7 protein-coding genes are annotated in these 18,062 nt (G+C 47.6%); 5 read left to right on the plus strand and 2 right to left on the minus strand.

The window, feature by feature from the left end; genetic code table 11:
- Window positions 1-36 precede the first annotated feature (36 nt).
- Entirely contained in the window at window positions 37-4,326 is a 4,290-nt protein-coding gene (locus FBF61_RS29235; RefSeq protein ID WP_138484202.1) for an FG-GAP-like repeat-containing protein, read from the minus strand.
- Window positions 4,327-4,538: 212 nt separating this feature from the next.
- Window positions 4,539-8,804: an FG-GAP-like repeat-containing protein gene (locus FBF61_RS29240; RefSeq protein WP_166444639.1), complete on the minus strand. Its 4,266-nt coding sequence runs from the start codon at window positions 8,802-8,804 to the stop codon at window positions 4,539-4,541.
- A 374-nt stretch (window positions 8,805-9,178) separates the two neighbouring features.
- Between FBF61_RS29240 and FBF61_RS29245 the strand changes: the two genes are divergently transcribed.
- The 5 genes from FBF61_RS29245 (at window position 9,179) to FBF61_RS29265 (ending at window position 18,037) form a co-directional block, all read left to right on the plus strand.
- On the plus strand, window positions 9,179-9,568 hold the full coding sequence (locus FBF61_RS29245; protein ID WP_138484206.1) for a hypothetical protein: 390 nt from the start codon (window positions 9,179-9,181) through the stop codon (window positions 9,566-9,568).
- Window positions 9,569-10,083: 515 nt separating this feature from the next.
- Window positions 10,084-13,269, plus strand: coding sequence for a SusC/RagA family TonB-linked outer membrane protein (locus FBF61_RS29250; protein WP_138484208.1), 3,186 nt, complete (start codon window positions 10,084-10,086; stop codon window positions 13,267-13,269).
- A gap of 41 nt (window positions 13,270-13,310) precedes the next feature.
- The gene (locus FBF61_RS29255) at window positions 13,311-14,972 is read left to right on the plus strand and encodes a RagB/SusD family nutrient uptake outer membrane protein (protein ID WP_205748330.1); all 1,662 of its coding nucleotides are present in this window, start codon (window positions 13,311-13,313) and stop codon (window positions 14,970-14,972) included.
- Between the two features lie 234 nt (window positions 14,973-15,206).
- On the plus strand, window positions 15,207-16,574 hold the full coding sequence (locus FBF61_RS29260) for a 3-keto-disaccharide hydrolase (RefSeq protein WP_138484210.1): 1,368 nt from the start codon (window positions 15,207-15,209) through the stop codon (window positions 16,572-16,574).
- Window positions 16,575-16,696: 122 nt separating this feature from the next.
- Window positions 16,697-18,037: a Gfo/Idh/MocA family protein gene (locus FBF61_RS29265; protein WP_138484212.1), complete on the plus strand. Its 1,341-nt coding sequence runs from the start codon at window positions 16,697-16,699 to the stop codon at window positions 18,035-18,037.
- Window positions 18,038-18,062: the final 25 nt, after the last annotated feature.

Consider the following 18,062-nt stretch of genomic DNA (forward strand, 5'->3'; position numbering starts at 1 on the left):
CTGATTCCTTGTTCGTTCAGCAAAAATTAATTGCGTCTACTTCTTGACTATGTGTACCACCCGGCCATTCACCTGGACAAGATATTTGCCAGCCGGCAACTGCCCGAGGTTCACACTTTTGAGGCCCTGGACATTTTGCAATGACATTACTTTAATTCCCGAACTATCGTAAACGGAAATTTCGATCACCGGTTCGTCTGCCTCTATCTGTAGCGGCCCGGAGGTGGGATTGGGGTAAAAGGTCAGTTTGCTTTTGATATTCACGGAATCGATATGGCTGTATGCAAACGTTGCATCCAGATCGACTATTTTGAGCCGGTAGTAGCTTGTCCCTTTCAGGGGATTGGCATCGGAGAAAGTGTAGTGATGGTTTGAACTGCTGTTTTGCAAAGCCGGGACTTCGCCGATTTTCTCCCAGGCTTTTCCATTGTTACTCCGCTGAATTTCAAAATAATTACTGTTAACCTCCGTTGCCGTGGCCCACGAGAGTTGCACCTGATTTTCGATAACTTCTGCGGAAAATGATATCAGCTCGACCGGGAAAACTTGTTCATTGGTGATGATCGTACGGTCTGCATATCGCCAGGGGCCATAAACTTGCCCGGTGATAGCGAGCGTTGGATGAAATTTGATACGTGCCCGAAGCTTTATAAAAGGTTCGCCTTTGTCAACGTCTGTTTTGAGTTCCTGTCCTTGAAACTGGCTACCAGTAAAATTGCCTTCGCCGGTAAACTGTGTGCTGTTGGTAATGGGGCTATTGTGTGAAAAACTCTGTCCAGGCTCCCGTATCTCCCAAACCATTTTGGATTTGTTTCTGCCCAAAAACGATTTTCCGGAAAGCCCTATTCCGACTTTGCTATCGGCTGTATTGGTTTGCGTCAAGTTCGAAGTGAGATTTGAATTATAAAGATTTACATTGTTACGGAGTTTTTCATGATTGTATGCAAGACGGTCGGCGTTTCCATAGAAAACATAAATAACGCCATTATCGAAATTGGCCTGTTTTTCGTAAGCCGCACTTAGTATAAGGTCCTGATAACCATCACCATTAATATCACCCGCAGAGGCAACTTCTGTGCCGAAAACAACGGCGCCTATTCTTTCTAGCATTATGGGTTCGCTGCCAGCGCCATTTTCTGATCCCGGGTAGATGAAAACTGCACCTTGATTAATAGCGGGATTGTCGTATCCCTGGGAGCCCGCCAGAATATCACTGTAACCGTCACCATTCATATCAGCACCTGCTACACTGTTTCCAAGATCGGAGTCCTGTTGATTACTTGTCAGGATTGTCGAGTTGGCTTCGGACAGGCCGATACTCGCACCGTAATATATTGCCACTGCTCCATCACCCATCTGAGTTGAATACTCAGGTGCTCCGACCACAATATCACTGTAACCATCTCCGTTCACATCCCCCGCTTTACTGACCGAAGTCCCGAAATCATCTGAATTCTGGGGGAGTGAGAGTATTTTATACTGGTTGGTATTTATGCCTGTTTTAGTTCCATAATATACAAAACAGGCACCCTCGTCTGCATTCGCATTAATTGCAAATCCCGGTGCCCCTACGATAATGTCTGCGTACCCATCCCCGTTTACATCTCCTGCTCCCGACATGGAAACTCCAAAATCACTGTGCGCCTGGTTGCTTTCTATTATAGTTCCGGAACCTGATTGTATGCCACTAGCCGAACCCAAAGCCACCATGATCGCTCCTTCTTGTTGCTTGTCGCCGGTATAGTTGGATGCCCCAACGATCACATCGTCGTAACCGTCTCCATTAATATCGCCAGCCCCGCTGACGGACTGACCTGCCCCTGCGGCGGCCTTGGGTATATACACAACATTCGTCGCGCCTAGCTGAATTCCAGCAGATGAACCATAAAAAACAAAAGCCGCTCCGGAAAATTGAAACCCTGGCATGGTATAACTACGTGCACCGATAATAATATCGTCATAACCATCGCCATTCACATCTCCGGCACCACTCAACGAATATCCAAAAGTGGCATTCGTCTGATTCATTTCTATTAAAATTGCATTGTCAGGATCGATTCCATTGGCTGAGCCGTAATAAAGAAAGCACATTCCTTCATCTTGCTGACCGTTGTCGTAGTATGGGGCTCCTATGATCAGGTCGTCGAAACCGTCTCCATTGATATCACCCGCGCTGCTGAGGGACGAGCCCATATTTCCGTTTTCCTGATCGCCTTCAAACGAGATATTGGCTTTCGTGATCGTCAAAGCAGGTAACCCGTAATAGAAAAGAACCGCACCGTCGTTCACTCCGGTTCTGTCAAACATTGGCGCTCCGGCTATGATATCACTATATCCGTCTCCATTTACATCGCCCGCGCTGGCCACAGACGTACCAAGTTCTGCACCAGCATGCAATAATTCTTTGATAAGTTCTCCGTCGCCGCCAGCTATGTAACCAGGTCTGGTGCCGTGGAAACAGCTAACCCTGCCAGAACCTACCAACGGATCATTGAGGCTGCCTGTGTTAGCAAATCTCGTTCCGTAAAGTACATCGCTATAACCGTCTCCGTTTATATCTCCGGCGCAGGCGACGGATTCCCCCCGTTGGCCGAATTCCTGACCACCCTTCACTATATGTTCTTTTTGAGGATCAATACCATACCCATTACCATTTGCCAGGTATAAGAAAATGGCTCCTTCATTTTGAAAAAAATCTTTGTAGGTGTTTGACCCCACCAGTATATCACTGAATCCATCTCCATTGTAATCCCCTGCGGACGATACGGAAAATCCAAACCGAGACAATGCATGTTTGCCTGGAAGTGTAGTTGCCGGTGTGTGGACGATGCCGGAAGATGATCCGTTGTAAATAAATACGCCGCCTGCATTAACATTTGGCTGCGTGTGGTAGTAAGGGGCTCCTATGATCAGGTCACTGTAACCATCCCCGTTTATATCGCCCGCGCTCGCAACGGCATGACCAAATTCTGCCCCTGGATCGTTGCATAGCAGGGTGTCGGACGGTATTGTACCGAGCCCCGCCTGTGATCCTTTGAAAATGAATGCGGCACCTGTAATGGCTTGGCCATTTGAAAAACTCTTGGCCCCAACCACTACGTCGCTGAACCCATCGTTGTCGATATCGCCTGCGACATTCACTGCACCTCCGAACCCGGCCGTGGTTTGAGCGATGTCAATTTTTAACGGTACCAAAACAAGGCCGCTTGCCGAACCATAGTAAACGTAGGCTGCTTTGCTGCCAGGCGCTCCGATAATCACATCGCTGAACCCATCGCCGTTAACGTCACCCGCAGTCGATACAGATTTTCCAAAATAAGCATCCTGAACGGCTGGTCCGGCGAAGGGGTAACCGTTGGTTTGTAAACCGTCGGATGAACCCAGAAATAGGAAAAAAGCACCCTGGTTTACTTCGTTATCAAAATAATATGGTGCCCCTACAATGACGTCACTGAACCCGTCACCATTCACATCACCTGCACTGGAAACGGATGTCCCGAATTGGGCGCCTGCCTGGAAGCCCTCCAGTACCAGGTCTGCATTGCCGGGATTGGCAGGGTTGCCACTTGTCATAATCGGATCAATAGTCACCGGATAAGCCGCCTTATGCACATCCACGTCGATGTGGATTTGTCCGTTTTGAAAAGCCAGGGTGGCTGCCAGGTTTTTGCCATTCGCATCCCAGCATTTGAGGCTGTCGTAAGTGAGCTGGTTGGTTTTTCGACCAGCTTTTTCGGAATAAAATTCCAGGGTATTATCGGAGAGTTTATCGACATGCATTCCTGAGGGCGACAAGCGTACCTGCAATTTTCTGGTGCCTGAAGGGGCCGATTCTACAATGAAGTTTTGACGGATCCCCTGCTCATTGTTGATATATTCTTCTGTAAAACCTGGGTGTTTAAGCAGGAGCCTGTTGTCCGAGATTTCGGAGGGGCTGTTTTTTGAAGGGGTGTGCAGTTTTTTGCCGTCGGCATAAATACCCTCGGTGGTGAGCGTAAGTTGGAAATTATTGCCTGCTGAATCAACCCTGTTTTGAACTTTCAACACCCCGGGCTGATAATATGCGCGCAGGTTCTGTTTGCGGTTGGGGCTTTGCAGGCATTCTTTTTCCTTGTCCCAGGTGATATGGTATTCCCTTTGCGCAATATTTTTTTGATACAATGCCTTGAAATTGTCCGGGATTTCGGTTTGTGGTGAGATAATTTTATTGGAAGTAGCAGGTTTCTTGGTGTGATGACTGTACGGGAATTTTGCATTGCGGTACAATATCACGGCAAGCAGAGTACTGGCGAGGCATAAAATGAGGACGTGTGTTTTCCTTTCCATAATGTTACTGATAATAATTGAGTATAAACTGACTTTACCGGATGAGGCGGAAGGGCATAATTGTCAGTGATATTACAGCAAATCATGTCAGGCGGCAGTATCGAGTTATCGATAGGCCTTGATGTAGTTTTTTTTCGGTATTTTCTGAAAACAAAAGGATCAGGCTGGTACAAACCGGCCTGATCCTTTTGGCAATTATTGAGAACAGAAAATTACTTCTTCATGACCTTGAAGGTCTCATCCTGGCTTTGTATCAGGTACAATCCCTGCGGCAATCCGCCCAAATCGATGCTCCCGATCCCCTGGCTGTTTTCAACTGACATTACTTTTATACCTGATGAATTAAAAACGTTGACCTTCCTGATAATTTCTTTTGAGTCAATTTTCAGCTGGTTGACCACCGGATTGGGGTAAACCGTCGTCAGGCTTTTGATTTTTACGGATTGCAGTTTGCTGTATGCAAATGTCTGGTCCAGATCGACCATTTTGAGCCGGTAGTAGCTTGTCCCTTTCAGCGGATTGGCATCGGAGAAAGTGTAGTGATGGTTTGAACTGCTGTTTTGCAAAGCCGGAACTTCCCCGATTTTCTCCCAGGCTTTTCCATTGTTACTCCGCTGAATTTCAAAATAATTGCTGTTAACCTCCGTTGCCGTAGCCCATGAAAGTTGCACCTGGTTTTCGATGACTGAGGCTTTGAAGGAAATAAGTTCTACCGGCAAAGCATCCGGATCGGTGATCACAGGATCATTTACATAGCGCCAGGGGCCATATACCTGTCCGGTGATTGCCAGCACGGGATCGTATTTTACGCGGACACGGATCCTGGTGGCAATGCCGGGTTTGACGACTGCATTTTTCAATTCTGTGTTTCCGGACTGGATATTCACAAAACTTCCCTCCCCGGTAAACTGCGTGCTGTTGGTAATGGGGCTGGCGTGCGAAAACTGCTGACCTTGGCTCCTGGTTTCCCACACAAGTTTGGCCCGGTTGCGGCCCAGAAATGATTTGGTATGCAATCCCACGCCGACGGTCGCCTGATCCACGTTCGTTTGATTTATTAAAGTTGTGAGATCATCTTGATAAAGTCGGATATTACCCTTTATCCTTTCATAGTTTGGTGCGCCATTGTCGCCGTTTCCATGGTAGATCAGTGCCCTGCCGCCGGTGGTGTACTTAATAGCCCCTGCAATGAGATCATCATACCCGTCGCCGTTAATGTCACCCGCCAGGGAGGCCGAATAACCCATTTGACAGTTTGCCTGGTTTCCTTCCATTGTAACAGTCGGGGCGGAAGTAATGATGCCGGTTTCGGAACCAGAGTAAACCAGGACTGCACCTTCACTGGCCTGGTTCCCACTATAAAATGGTGCGCCTGCAATAATATCACTGTACCCATCTCCGTTCAGGTCCGCCGAAGAAACTGAGCTTCCGAGCAGTGCATTTGCCTGATTGTATTCAATAACCGCTGCCGCGTTTTGAACCACTCCGGAGGCTGAACCATGGTAAACTGCTACCGCACCCTCATTGGCTTGACCATTAGCATAATAAATTGCACCAGCCACGACATCGTCAAAACCATCTCCATTCACATCACCCGCATCTGAAACCGAATAGCCAAGCCATGCACCTGTGATGTTTAGTTCCAGCAGGGCTTTTGACACGGTTTCGATTCCGGTTTTTGAACCATGGTAAACAAAAACGCCACCTTCATCCAACGTATTAGAGTTATTTTCAGAATGGAAAGCGCCCACGATGATATCGCCGTAACCGTCGCCATTGACATCTCCCGCTTTCGAAACAGCATTTCCGAATTCCGCCGCGGTTTGTATACCTTGTATAACCGTCCCACCCCCGGTAGCGATACCGGCGGCGGAGCCTAGCGACACGATCGCTGCACCGGCATTATTCTGTGCGTTATCGTAAAGTGGAGCTCCTACAACTATGTCATCGAAACCGTCTGCGTTAATATCTCCCGCGCTGCTCACCGAATTTCCCGCATGGGCATTGGCCTGTGGGAGGGATACGGCATTTGTGAGTCCCAACTGAATTCCCGAAGACGACCCATAGAATACAAAACCAGCACCAGCGTCAAGGTTTCCTCCCATGTCGTAAAGGTTAGCGCCAATAATAACATCATCATAACCATCTCCATTTGTATCCCCGGCACCGCTGACAGAGTAGCCGAAATGCGCGTTTGCCTGGTTCATTTCTATCAATGTCAGGTTGTTTATCGTGCCGTTAGAAGCTCCGTAGCCCAGATAAGCAACACCTTCGTTGACTTGACCATTGTCATAAAACGGAGCACCTATTATCACGTCCGCATAACCGTCGCCATTAACATCACCCGCATCGGATACGGAATAACCTACATCTGCATCTAATTGTCCAGCCTGAACTTGGGCAGCAGGAAATGCGGATACCGAGGCTGCGGAGCCGTGGTAGATGACGGCGATGCCATCATTTGCATCCGCGGCCATTTTGTCGTATTCAGAGGCACCGATGATGATATCACTGGCCCCGTCGCCATTAACATCCCCTGCGCTGGCAACCGACATGCCAAGGCGGCCGATTGCCTGATCGCCATTGATAGTTGATTTGGGAGTGGTGACCACCCCAGTTTTTGATCCGTGAAAGACGAGCGCGCGGCCGGAGTTATTGTCAAAATAATGATCTGCAATAACTAAATCACTATAACCGTCCGCATTTACATCACCGGCACAGGCTATGCTGGTGTTTGTGTAACCTAATATTTTTTCGCTTTGGAGGCTTATGCCTGAACCGTCAGTGGCTCCATAATATACATATACTGATGTGCCGTCACCCACAAGAACGTCGCTGTATCCGTCTGCGTTGAGATCACCGGCAGATGAAACATAATCTGCGAAAGGATTATCTAAAGTTTTTCCTGGCAACATAAGTGTTGGGGATGCAGGTAAGCCGATTTGAGAGCCATGATAAATGAAAGCAGCACCTGCGAAATTCGAACCGTTAACATAATAATATTCGGAACTAACAATTACGTCGCTGAAGCCATCCCCGTTTACATCTCCCGCGCTTGAAGCGCTTGATCCGAATTCTCCACCTCCTATATTGGGACTTGCTACTGCAATCGTATCTGAGGCAACCGGGCCTATGCCATTTGCTGAGCCAAAAAGAATAAACGCAGCACCGTCAGAGTCAGTGTTGGGAGGTAGGTTGTAATAGGGTGAGCCAACGATAACGTCACTATATCCGTCTCCGTTGATATCGCCTGCTGATGCTGCCGATCCGCCAAAAAGTGCTCCTGCCTGATTGGACTCAATTTTGGTTGAGACGTTGGATAGTCCAACTGCTGAACCATAGAATATATAAACTGCTCCTTCATTTACTTCGCCATTAGTGTACAAACGAGAACCAACCACCACATCACTATACCCGTCACCATTTACATCGCCCGCAGAAGATACCGACCACCCGAATTCAGCACCTTCAATCGCATCACCAAAGTACGGAAACCCTAGTGGGCTAAGCCCGGTAGAAGAACCCGTAAACAAAAATGCCGCGCCTTGGTCGGGCTGATTGTCGTCGTAGCCTGGGGCACCAACAATTACGTCGCTGTATCCGTCCCCATTTACATCCCCGGCACTGGCGACCGAAAATCCAAATCTGGCCTCAGCCTGAAATCCCTGCAACAAAGCATTCGCATCATTAACACTTCCATTCGCAATGATCGGATCAATGGTGACGGGATAGGTTGCATTTGCGGTATTAACGTCAATTATGATTTGCCCATGCTGATATGCCAGGGTAGCATCCAAATGTTTTCCGTTTGCGTCCCAGCATTTCAGGCCGTCGTATGTCAGCCAATTACCGGATAGCCCCCGATCGTCTTTATCATAAAATGCCAGTCTGTTTTTCCCCTGATCTTTGACTTTAAGACCTTTTGCTTCCAGACGTACCTGTAGGCTTTTGGTATTTTTGGGGGCTTGCTGAATAATGAAATTTTGCCGGATACCTGCTTCGGTATTGATGAATTCTTCCGTGAAACCCTCGTGCCGCAGCAGAAGTTTGCTGTCGGAAGTTTCTTTTGCGGCGGTTGGCTGGGGCGCGAAGAGCTTTTTTCCATCTGCGAAAACCCCGGCGTTTTTTAATGTCAGCCTGAAATTGTGGCCTGCGGAATCAACCCGGTTCCGGACAGTCAGTTTGCCGGGCTCGTAATACGCTCGCAGGTTTTGCTTCCGGTTGGGGCTTTGCAGAACACCCTGTTTTTTGTCCTCCGTAATGTTGTACTCGCGGTTAGCGATCGTCTGATAAATGGAAGACCTGGTACTGTCGGAAATGACATCCGGTTTTGTGCCCACATCACCGGCAATTTCAGCGGGTTTCCGGTGTTTCATCATGGCATGTGTCCACACATTACGCGCGTACCAGAAAATCAGTAGCACTGATGAGATAAGAACTGCAGACTTGCTGATCCTAGGGTAAAAATTTTCCTTCATTGTTTTCATTTTTGCGAAGTGATTTTTTTAGCTGTGAAGCCATTTTATAAATTACCGGGTAATTTTAGCTCCAAAGTTTCGCCTGAGACGAAAGCAATTACCCTACGGCTGGGAATCAATATGCTAACGGTAAACGGAGAAGAACCAGAGTGGGAAAAATTCGATTAGTTTCATTGAATCCGGAAATATTTATGCAAAGCGTGGCGGATCTTGTTTCAGGAGGTGCCAGCAGGCTTTCGTCTTAGTTTTCGGGAGTGAGTATAAACCTATCGGGGAGTTCTTTTTTATCTTAAAGGGACACCGGAAATAAAGAATAGAACAGCCTATTGTACTTTTCCTTGACGTGTTCTTTTTTGACAATTAAATGTGTAAAAATGAAACCGTTTTCGGAGTTATCGGCTGAAGAGTTAGCGATGGAAAACCTGTTCATCAGATGGGTTCGGTTTCCTGACGATCCACCTATACGTTCATTCTGGGAAAACTGGATTCTGAAATATCCGGCTATGAGGGAAACCGTAGCAAACGCCCGCGAAATTGTATTGACCGCCTCCGATTGGAAACCAGAAATGCTCTCCGGGCAGGAAGTGAATTCCATCTGGGACAGGATCATTAACAGCCTGGACATCAGAGCTGAAAGAGAGCCGGGCGAAGCATCAAGCGGCCTGCTCCGGTCCAGGCTCAATACCAAAAGTATCATTCTTGGCATTATTTCAATGGCCGTACTGATGATGCTGTACTTTTTTTTATTTTCCTCGACAAGATAATTCCCTCCGTTTCGTACCAGTAAATTCAGTGCCTCCAAACCGTTGGCAACTACATCACGTTATTTATTTATTATTGGTAAAATACAAAATGAAATTACCATATAGCAATTATCCGGCATTTTGAAATGCATGATAATATTGCTTTTCTGCAAAATAATATTAGATTGTCCCTATCCTGGCAACGTTCCCGATAACGTGTGCATAAATAAAATTGCCTGGTTGTTTCCGATTTTCTTTCCAAATACTTAATCTCATCTTCAGGATTATTTGTACAAAAGACACAAAAAATTGATCTTATTGGTTTTGTTCAAATTAGATTAATCCAACACCCCCTCGTTAAACCAACAGAAGCGCGGCCGGCTTTCCCCAGGTCCTCTTGCCGTTTTAAGTAACCGTAATTTTATAAAGTAATATTATTTATATAGTAAATAATACATTTCCGGTAGGGGTGCGGGTATATTCTGTCGTCAAGTAGTTTATTTCAAGAATTTTTATTAAAATAAATACAGGTAAATATGAAAAAAGACTTTACTAAAATCAGCCGGCATTTGATATGTTGTGCATTGGCGGGTGTTATCGGACTGAAAGTCCCGGCGTATGCAACGCTGCCGGGCTCCAGCGGAAACATCGAGGCAGGAATTGACAAAGCGGTATCCGGCAAGGTGGTCGCCTCGGATGACAACACCCCGGTACCCGGTGTTTCCGTAGTACTGAAAGGAAGCCGCAGTGGTACCAACACCGACGCTGAAGGTTTGTTTAAAATAGATGTACCCGACAATTCGGGTATCCTGGTATTTTCTGCGGTAGGTTTTGTAACCCAGGAGATCAATGTCGGAGCGCAAAGCGTGATTAACGTGTCCCTGGTAAGTGATTTGAAAACACTCAGCGAGGTTGTGGTAGTGGGGTACGGTAGTCAGAAAAAAAGCCAGCTGACAGGCGCGATTTCTTCTGTTTCCGCCAAACAGATCAATGAAATGCCTATCACCAACATCGGACAGGCCATGCAGGGCCGGGTTGCAGGGGTGGATGTGTCCCAGTCGGGAAGCAAGCCGGGCTCCACGCCCAAGATCCTGATTCGCGGAAGGCGTTCGTTCAATGCAGGAAATAACCCGCTGTATGTAGTGGATGGTATTCCGCTGGCCGGCGATCGGAATGAGTTAATGGCTGCGGCCAACAGGCCTTTCGATTTCGTTTCGGGGGGATATGAGGATATGAACCCTAACGATGTGGCATCGATGGAAATCCTGAAAGATGCTACCGCAACTGCCATATACGGGGCAAGGGGTGCAAATGGCGTGGTACTGATCACCACCAAGCGTGGAGAGTCGGCAAAAGGGAAGACCACGATCAGCTATGATACGTATGTGGGCGTTACGGACGCATTGGATAAGATCAGGCTTTTCACCGGCCCGGAATTTGCAGAATATATGCGTGAGTCACGGAGAGGGATCGCTTCCGGGAGCCTCTACAAAGACGAAGCGGGCAACCCGGTACCAAGCGGGCAGATCAATGCTTTTGCAGATTCCAAACTGTTTGAGGCAGTTGAGCTCGACGGTATCAAAAATAACCGAACTACAGATTACCAGGATATGATACTGCGCCAGGGTTTCCAGCAAAACCATTCGCTGGGTGTGCAGGGTGGAAATGAGAAAACGCAGTTTTATATCTCAGGAGGTTTTTTCAGGGACAAGGGTATTTCTGAGGGCCTTGACTATACCCGCACCTCTCTGCGGGCCAACATTGATCATAACATCAACAACAGGCTGAAAGTCGGCATCTCTTCCTACATTATGTATTCGGTCAGGAATGGGAAAGATCTTAACCCGTATGCTTTTACATTGAACCAAAATCCGCTCGGAAAAGCTTATGATGATGCCGGCAACCTTATTTTTGCCCCTACAAACGATGCATTGCTGACTAACCCGCTGGCCGAAATCGTGCCGGGCGCGCAGATTGATGAACGTAAAAAATACCGGATATTCAATAGTATTTACACCGAGGTGAAGATTTTGGAAGGATTAAAGTACCGGGTAAATTTTGGTCCTGACTTTGCAGTGGAGCGTGGCGGAAGGTTTATCGGTGCACAGACCAACGCCCGAAAAGGAGGGGAAGCACAGGCTGCAATATACAACCAGTATGGTTTCAACTGGACACTTGAAAACCTGCTGACTTACAACAAAACATTCGGGGCTAAACACAATCTCGGCATTACCGCTCTTCATTCGATCCAGCGTGAGAATTTTGAGGCGAACACGATTTCCGTTCAGGGGGTAGCTGCCGAAACGCAGCAGTTTTATGCAGTAGGAAACGCCAATGCAGTGCTCGGAGTAGGAAGCGTGCTGATTCCCTGGACTTTGAACTCCTACATGATGCGTATCAACTATGACTACAACGATAAATATCTGGTAACGGTCACAGCCCGTCGCGATGGTTCGAGCCGGTTCGGGGAGAATACCAAATACGGTACATTTCCCGGAGTTGCCCTGGGATGGAACCTTTCCAACGAACCGTTCCTGAAAGGCACTACCTGGCTTGATCTTCTGAAAATTAGGGCGAGCTACGGGTCGGTGGGTAACCAGGGGGTTGCACCTTATCAGACACAGGGGCTACTGGGAAGGAGTATATATGCCTGGAACAACACACCGGCATACGGTTTTCGTCCGGCTACAATCGGAAACCCGGATTTGAGATGGGAGTCGTCGGCGACCAAAAACGTCGGTATCGATTTCAGTTTATTCAAAGGCAGGGTACAAGGTTCACTGGAACTGTATGAAACCAATACCACCGACTTGCTGCTATCCGACCAGCTGCCGGGATCGATCGGTTTCAGCGCGGTTACCCGCAATGTGGGGGAAACCCGGAACAGAGGTATTGAGCTGGGCGTTTCGACGGTCAACGTAAGTACCAAGAACGGTTTCAAATGGACTACCGATTTTATGTTCACAAAAAATACAGAAGCTATTATTTCGCTTTACAATGGTCCTATTGATGATCTTGGCAACAAATGGTTTATAGGCTATCCGTTGTCGGAGTATTTTGATTATAAAAAAGCGGGTATCTGGCAGCTTAACGAGGCGGATCAGGCAAAAGCATACGGAAGCCGTGTAGGGCAGATCAAAGTAGAGGACGTGAACGGAAGAGGACCCGACGGGCAGCTGACAGGCAAACCTGACGGTATCATCAATGCAGACGACAGGCAAAAACTGGGTTCCGACGTACCGGACTGGAGCGGCGGTATTACCAACCGTTTCAATTTCAAGGGATTTGACCTTTCCTTCTTTATTTATGCAAGAATCGGCCAGATGATCATCAGCGGTTTCCACCGCGACAACAATGCCCTGGCGGGAAGATATCAGCAAATGTATGTGGATTACTGGACGCCGAACAATCCGACCAATGAATTCCCGCAGCCCAACAAGGACCAGGAGTTCCCGGTAAACAATTCGGCGATCATCTACTATGATGGTTCATTTGTCAAAATCCGTAACGTCAATTTCGGATATACTTTCAGCAATAACCTGACTAAGAAACTGGGACTCGAATCATTGCGTGTGTTTGCAAGCATCCAGCAGCCGAAAATCTGGTCGAAATACAGGTCCAAGTACAATGGTGTGGATCCTGAAACTTCGGACACGACCATCGGCTCGGGCGTTACACCAGCAACCCGCGTCTCGACCATCGGTATCAACGTGAAGTTCTGATCTTCGGAAATCCGGTAAAACAACATTTAAATTTTACAGAAATGAATTTGATATATCTGAAAAAATCTCTCAAAACAATAAGCCTGCTGGCGTTTTTGCTGGTAAGCCAGTCGTGCAGCGATTTGCTCGACGAAAAAGTGGTTTCCAGCATCAGCAATGATTACATCAATACGCCCAAGGGTTTTGAAGACGCCGCAAAAGCAGCATATTCTTCATTAAGAAACTACTACGGCACCCAGCAGGGACTTACGATTACCGAATATGGAACGGACCTGTATGCAACAGGTGCGGACGGTGGATACAAGGGGTTCCATTTTTATGATGCACAATTGCAGCCCACGGTCGACTATCTGGCGTTGATATGGGATGAAACCTACCGTGGTATCAACGTATGTAATGCGGTGATCGAGCGTGCGCCTGCGGCAACGGTTGCTGATGGAATCAAGAAGCAGCGGGTTGCTGAAATGAAATATCTGCGTGCCCATTATTATTTCCTTTTGATGCAGCAGTTTGGCGGAGTCGACTTACGTTTGACGGAAACTATCCTGCCAACCAAAGTAACTTCCCGCGCACCCGAATCCGAGATCTATAAAACCATTATTTCAGATCTGGAAGCTGCCTTGCCGGATCTGGAAAACAAGGCCAGGTCAGCGGATTATGGCCGGGCAACCAAGCCTGCGGCCGAGCATTTGCTTGCACTCGTTTATCTTGCCAAAGGAAATTCGACCTCAAAGGCGGCGGATGATTATGAAAAAGCGGCAACCTATGCGTCCAATGTGATCAATAACTATACCTTTAAGCTCCTGCCGGATTTTGAAAGCGTTTTTGATCAGGGAAATCAGGTGCATGACGAAGTCGTTTTCGCGGTACAATACACTTCTGATCCGCTTACCAATGGCGGAGGGAATAGTCTTCACCTGTATTTCGGGATGCAGTATGACGTGCAGGCCGGCATGGTGCGGGACGTTCTCAACGGTCGCCCTTTCAAGAGGCTCCGCCCGACCAAGTATTGCCTCGAAACGGTGTTCAAGGACCGTGTGAATGACTCGAGATACAAAAAAACTTTCAAGGATACCTGGATCGTGAACACGGCAGGCAAGTTTACGAATGTGTTTGACAATTCTAAGACGGAGGTGAATTTCAAAGTCGGCGATACAGCCATATTCATTCCCGGCTATGAAATGCCCTTGGCGGAGCGGGCCAAAAAACCTTATCAGGTACTGGTGCCAAGCCGCTATGACGAAGCGCTTTTCCCGACACTGAAGAAATTCCTAGATCCGCTCCGCCCCGACAGGACTTACGAACCAGGGAGCCGGGATTATATGTGTTTCAGGCTGGCGGACACTTATCTGATGCTCGCCGAAGCCAGGCTCATGACGGGAAAAATCAAGGAGGCAACGGAGGCGATCAACATGGTCCGTCGCCGGGCTGCGTTTCCCGGGAAAACCGCCGCAATGGAAATTACCGAGGCGCAGATGAACATGGAAATGCTGATCGAAGAAAGAGGACGTGAGCTGCTGGGCGAGCAGACCCGCTGGATGGATCTCAAAAGATGGGGTAACCTGGTAGACCGCGTTCAGAAATACAATCCGCAGGCAGCACCGAACGTGAAAGCGATCCACCTTTTGCGCCCGATCCCGCAAACCCAGATTGACCGTACAGAAGGAGGGGCGTCGGCCTTCCCACAGAATCCGGGTTATTGATTTCCCTTACACTGAAATATAACTGATCTATCAATACTGCCGGCCGGAAGTCATTTCGCTGGCAGTATTGATTTGATGGGAGGATAAAACGGTTTTATCGAAACTAAATTGATAGCCCAAACAAGATTTGTAGGGGTATTTACAGCAATACTTCGTTATGTATGTGATAAGTCCGGTGCCGGGACCGGATCACAGATTTTAACCTGGTACAAAATACAAATCACTTTCAGCGAAATGAAGAAATACAGATTATCCCTTTCTTGTCTCCTATTATTAACATGCATCTACACAGCCTATGCCCAGAAATCAAAAGACGGGTGGCAGGACTTGTTCAATGGTAAAGATCTTACAGGCTGGAAGCAGTTGAACGGCAAGGCCACTTATGAAGTAAAGGACGGTGCCATAGTAGGTACTTCTGTCATGGGAACACCCAATTCTTTTCTCACCACAGAAAAAAATTACGGAGATTTTATTTTTGAATGTGATGTGAAAGTGGATAACAAGCTGAATTCCGGTATTCAGATCAGAAGCCTTTCCACACCGGAATACCAGAATGGCCGCGTACATGGTTATCAGGTAGAGATCGATCCGAGTGACCGCGCTTATTCAGCCGGTTTGTATGACGAGGCCCGCCGCGGATGGCTTTATCCGCTGGACCTGAACCCCGAAGCTAAAAAAGCTTTTAAGAAAGAACAATGGAACAAATACCGTATTGAAGCGATCGGAACGTCGATCAGGACGTTTTTAAATGGCGTACCTGTGGCACATGTGATCGATGATATGACGCCCAGCGGGTTTATCTGCCTGCAGGTACATGCTATCGGTAATAAAGATCTCGAAGGAACCCAGGTGAGCTGGAAAAACGTCCGCATCCAGACTTCCAATCTTAAACCAAGTCCTGCTGCCAATATCCGCATCGTCAACCTGATCCCCAACGCATTAGCACCGGCTGAAAAAGCACAGGGCTGGTCACTTTTGTATGATGGAAAATCAGTGGATCAGTGGAAATCCTATGGCGGAAATGACTTTCCTTCCAAACGCTGGAGCCACAATGACGGAACTATTACGATCTCAAAATCAGACGGATCAGAAACCGGGAATGATATCATTACACGCAAATTGTACGGCCCGGCTTTCGAGTTTGAATTTGATTTCAAACTGACGGAAGGTGCCAACAGCGGGGTGAAATATTTTGTAGATCAAAAATTCAACTCGGGCGGAAAATCGGGAATAGGATGTGAATACCAGGTGCTCGACGATGAAAAGCATCCGGACGCCAAGCTGGGCAAGAATGGAAACAGGACTATCGCTTCTTTTTATGATGTAAAACCTGCCGACAGGCCAAAAAACTCGGTTAAGAAAATCGGCGAGTGGAACCAGGGCAGGATAGTAGTGGAGAAAAACGGGACGGTAACGCACTTCCTGAACGGATATAAAGTGGTAGAGTATGTGCGCGGTTCGCAGGAATTCAAAGAGCTGGTTGCAGGATCAAAGTTTAAAGGATTCCCGGGATTCGGGCTTTCTGAAAAAGGCAACCTGCTTTTGCAGGATCACGGCGACAACGTTTCTTTTCGCAGTCTTAAGGTAAAGGAGATGAAGTAAAGGGCAGCGGCTTCCCAAAAAAGGGAATAATTTACAGTAGATAATAGCTGGAAGAGCTATTTAAAATTGAATGGAAAAAGATAATTTAAGATAAATAATAACCGCTTTATTCTAAAAAAATCATGACTACCAGAAGGGATTTTATAAAAAATGCTGCAATGGCTTCTGCCGGAATTGCCGTAGGTACCAATGCTTTCAGTGCGGCCAGCTATCGCCGGATATTGGGTGCAAATGATCGTGTACGGGTAGGGATCATCGGTTTTTCAGACCGTTTCCGCAGCTCGCTGGCTCCCAGCTTTGCCGAGCATGCGAAAGAATTGAATTTTGAATTTATGGGCGTTTCGGATCTTTGGAACCGTCGTCGTGACGAGGCCGCAACCTTTTTCAAAGGCAAACCGAACGTAGCAAGCGAATTTGTGAAAGCCCGCAATAACGATGAACTCCTTGCCCGCAAAGATGTGGACGCGGTGATCATCAGTACTGCTGATTTCCAGCATGCACTGCACTGCGCGGAAGCTGTGAAGTCCGGCCGCGATGTGTATGTCGAAAAACCATTTGCAGAATCGCTGGAAGACGCAAAAACTGCCCTGAGCGCAGTAGAAAGCTCGAAACAGATCGTGCAGGTTGGATCACAGCGCCGGAGTGCCCCCAACTATCATGCTGCTTATGATTATATCAAATCGGGAAAATTCGGGGATATCACAACCGTAGAAATGACCTGGAACGTAAACCAGCCCGGTCGCTGGAGACGCAAAGACCTTGTTTCTCAGATCAGAAAAGAGGATACCGATTGGGACCGCTTCCTGATGAACCGTCCGAAAGTGGAATGGAACCCGCGTTTTTATCTTGAATTCCGTTTGTTTTACCCCTATTCTTCAGGCATACCTGGACAATGGATGGCGCACCAGATCGATACCGTACACTGGTTCTCAGGCCTGGATGCTCCCCGTAATGTAGTAGCCAACGGAGGAGTTTACACCTGGAAGGACGGCCGTACCAATGCCGATACGTTCAGTGCTGCGTTCGAATACGGTCCTTTCGACAATAAAGAAAAAGGTTTTCAGGTGATCTATTCTTCCCGGTTCAATAATGAAGCGGGCGGCGTAAAAGAATATTACTATTCCAACGGCGGGATGATCAACCTGGATACCAATAAAATTACACCGGAAGGCGGCTTGCAGGCCAAGGACGCCAAGTCGATGGGTCTTGAAGCAAATTTGCTTCCCGAAATGTCGCTGAAAACAGGTGAGAAAATATCGACGGATGCCAACACTGGTTCGGATCCGATGACTTCCCTGCATATGCGTAACTGGATGGAATGTATCCGCAGCCGGAAGGAAACCAATGCACCGGCGAAAGTTGGGTTCAATCACTCTGTTGCCAATATGATGGCTACCCAGGCGCTGCACACCGGAAAACGTGTGAGCTGGGATCCGGGCAAGAAGGAGATTGTTTTGAGTTAATTTTTTTGAAGGAGAAAGGGAGAAA

It is taken from the genome of Dyadobacter bucti, from assembly GCF_005869225.1.
Taxonomy (GTDB): domain Bacteria; phylum Bacteroidota; class Bacteroidia; order Cytophagales; family Spirosomataceae; genus Dyadobacter; species Dyadobacter bucti.

Coding starts and splice junctions, on each gene's coding strand:
- FBF61_RS29250 (WP_138484208.1), top strand. CDS start 10,084: ATGAAAAAAGACTTTACTAAAATCAGCCGGCATTTGATATGTTGTGCA.
- FBF61_RS29240 (WP_166444639.1), bottom strand. CDS start 8,804: ATGAAGGAAAATTTTTACCCTAGGATCAGCAAGTCTGCAGTTCTTATC.
- FBF61_RS29235 (WP_138484202.1), bottom strand. CDS start 4,326: ATGGAAAGGAAAACACACGTCCTCATTTTATGCCTCGCCAGTACTCTG.
- FBF61_RS29245 (WP_138484206.1), top strand. CDS start 9,179: ATGAAACCGTTTTCGGAGTTATCGGCTGAAGAGTTAGCGATGGAAAAC.
- FBF61_RS29265 (WP_138484212.1), top strand. CDS start 16,697: ATGACTACCAGAAGGGATTTTATAAAAAATGCTGCAATGGCTTCTGCC.
- FBF61_RS29255 (WP_205748330.1), top strand. CDS start 13,311: ATGAATTTGATATATCTGAAAAAATCTCTCAAAACAATAAGCCTGCTG.
- FBF61_RS29260 (WP_138484210.1), top strand. CDS start 15,207: ATGAAGAAATACAGATTATCCCTTTCTTGTCTCCTATTATTAACATGC.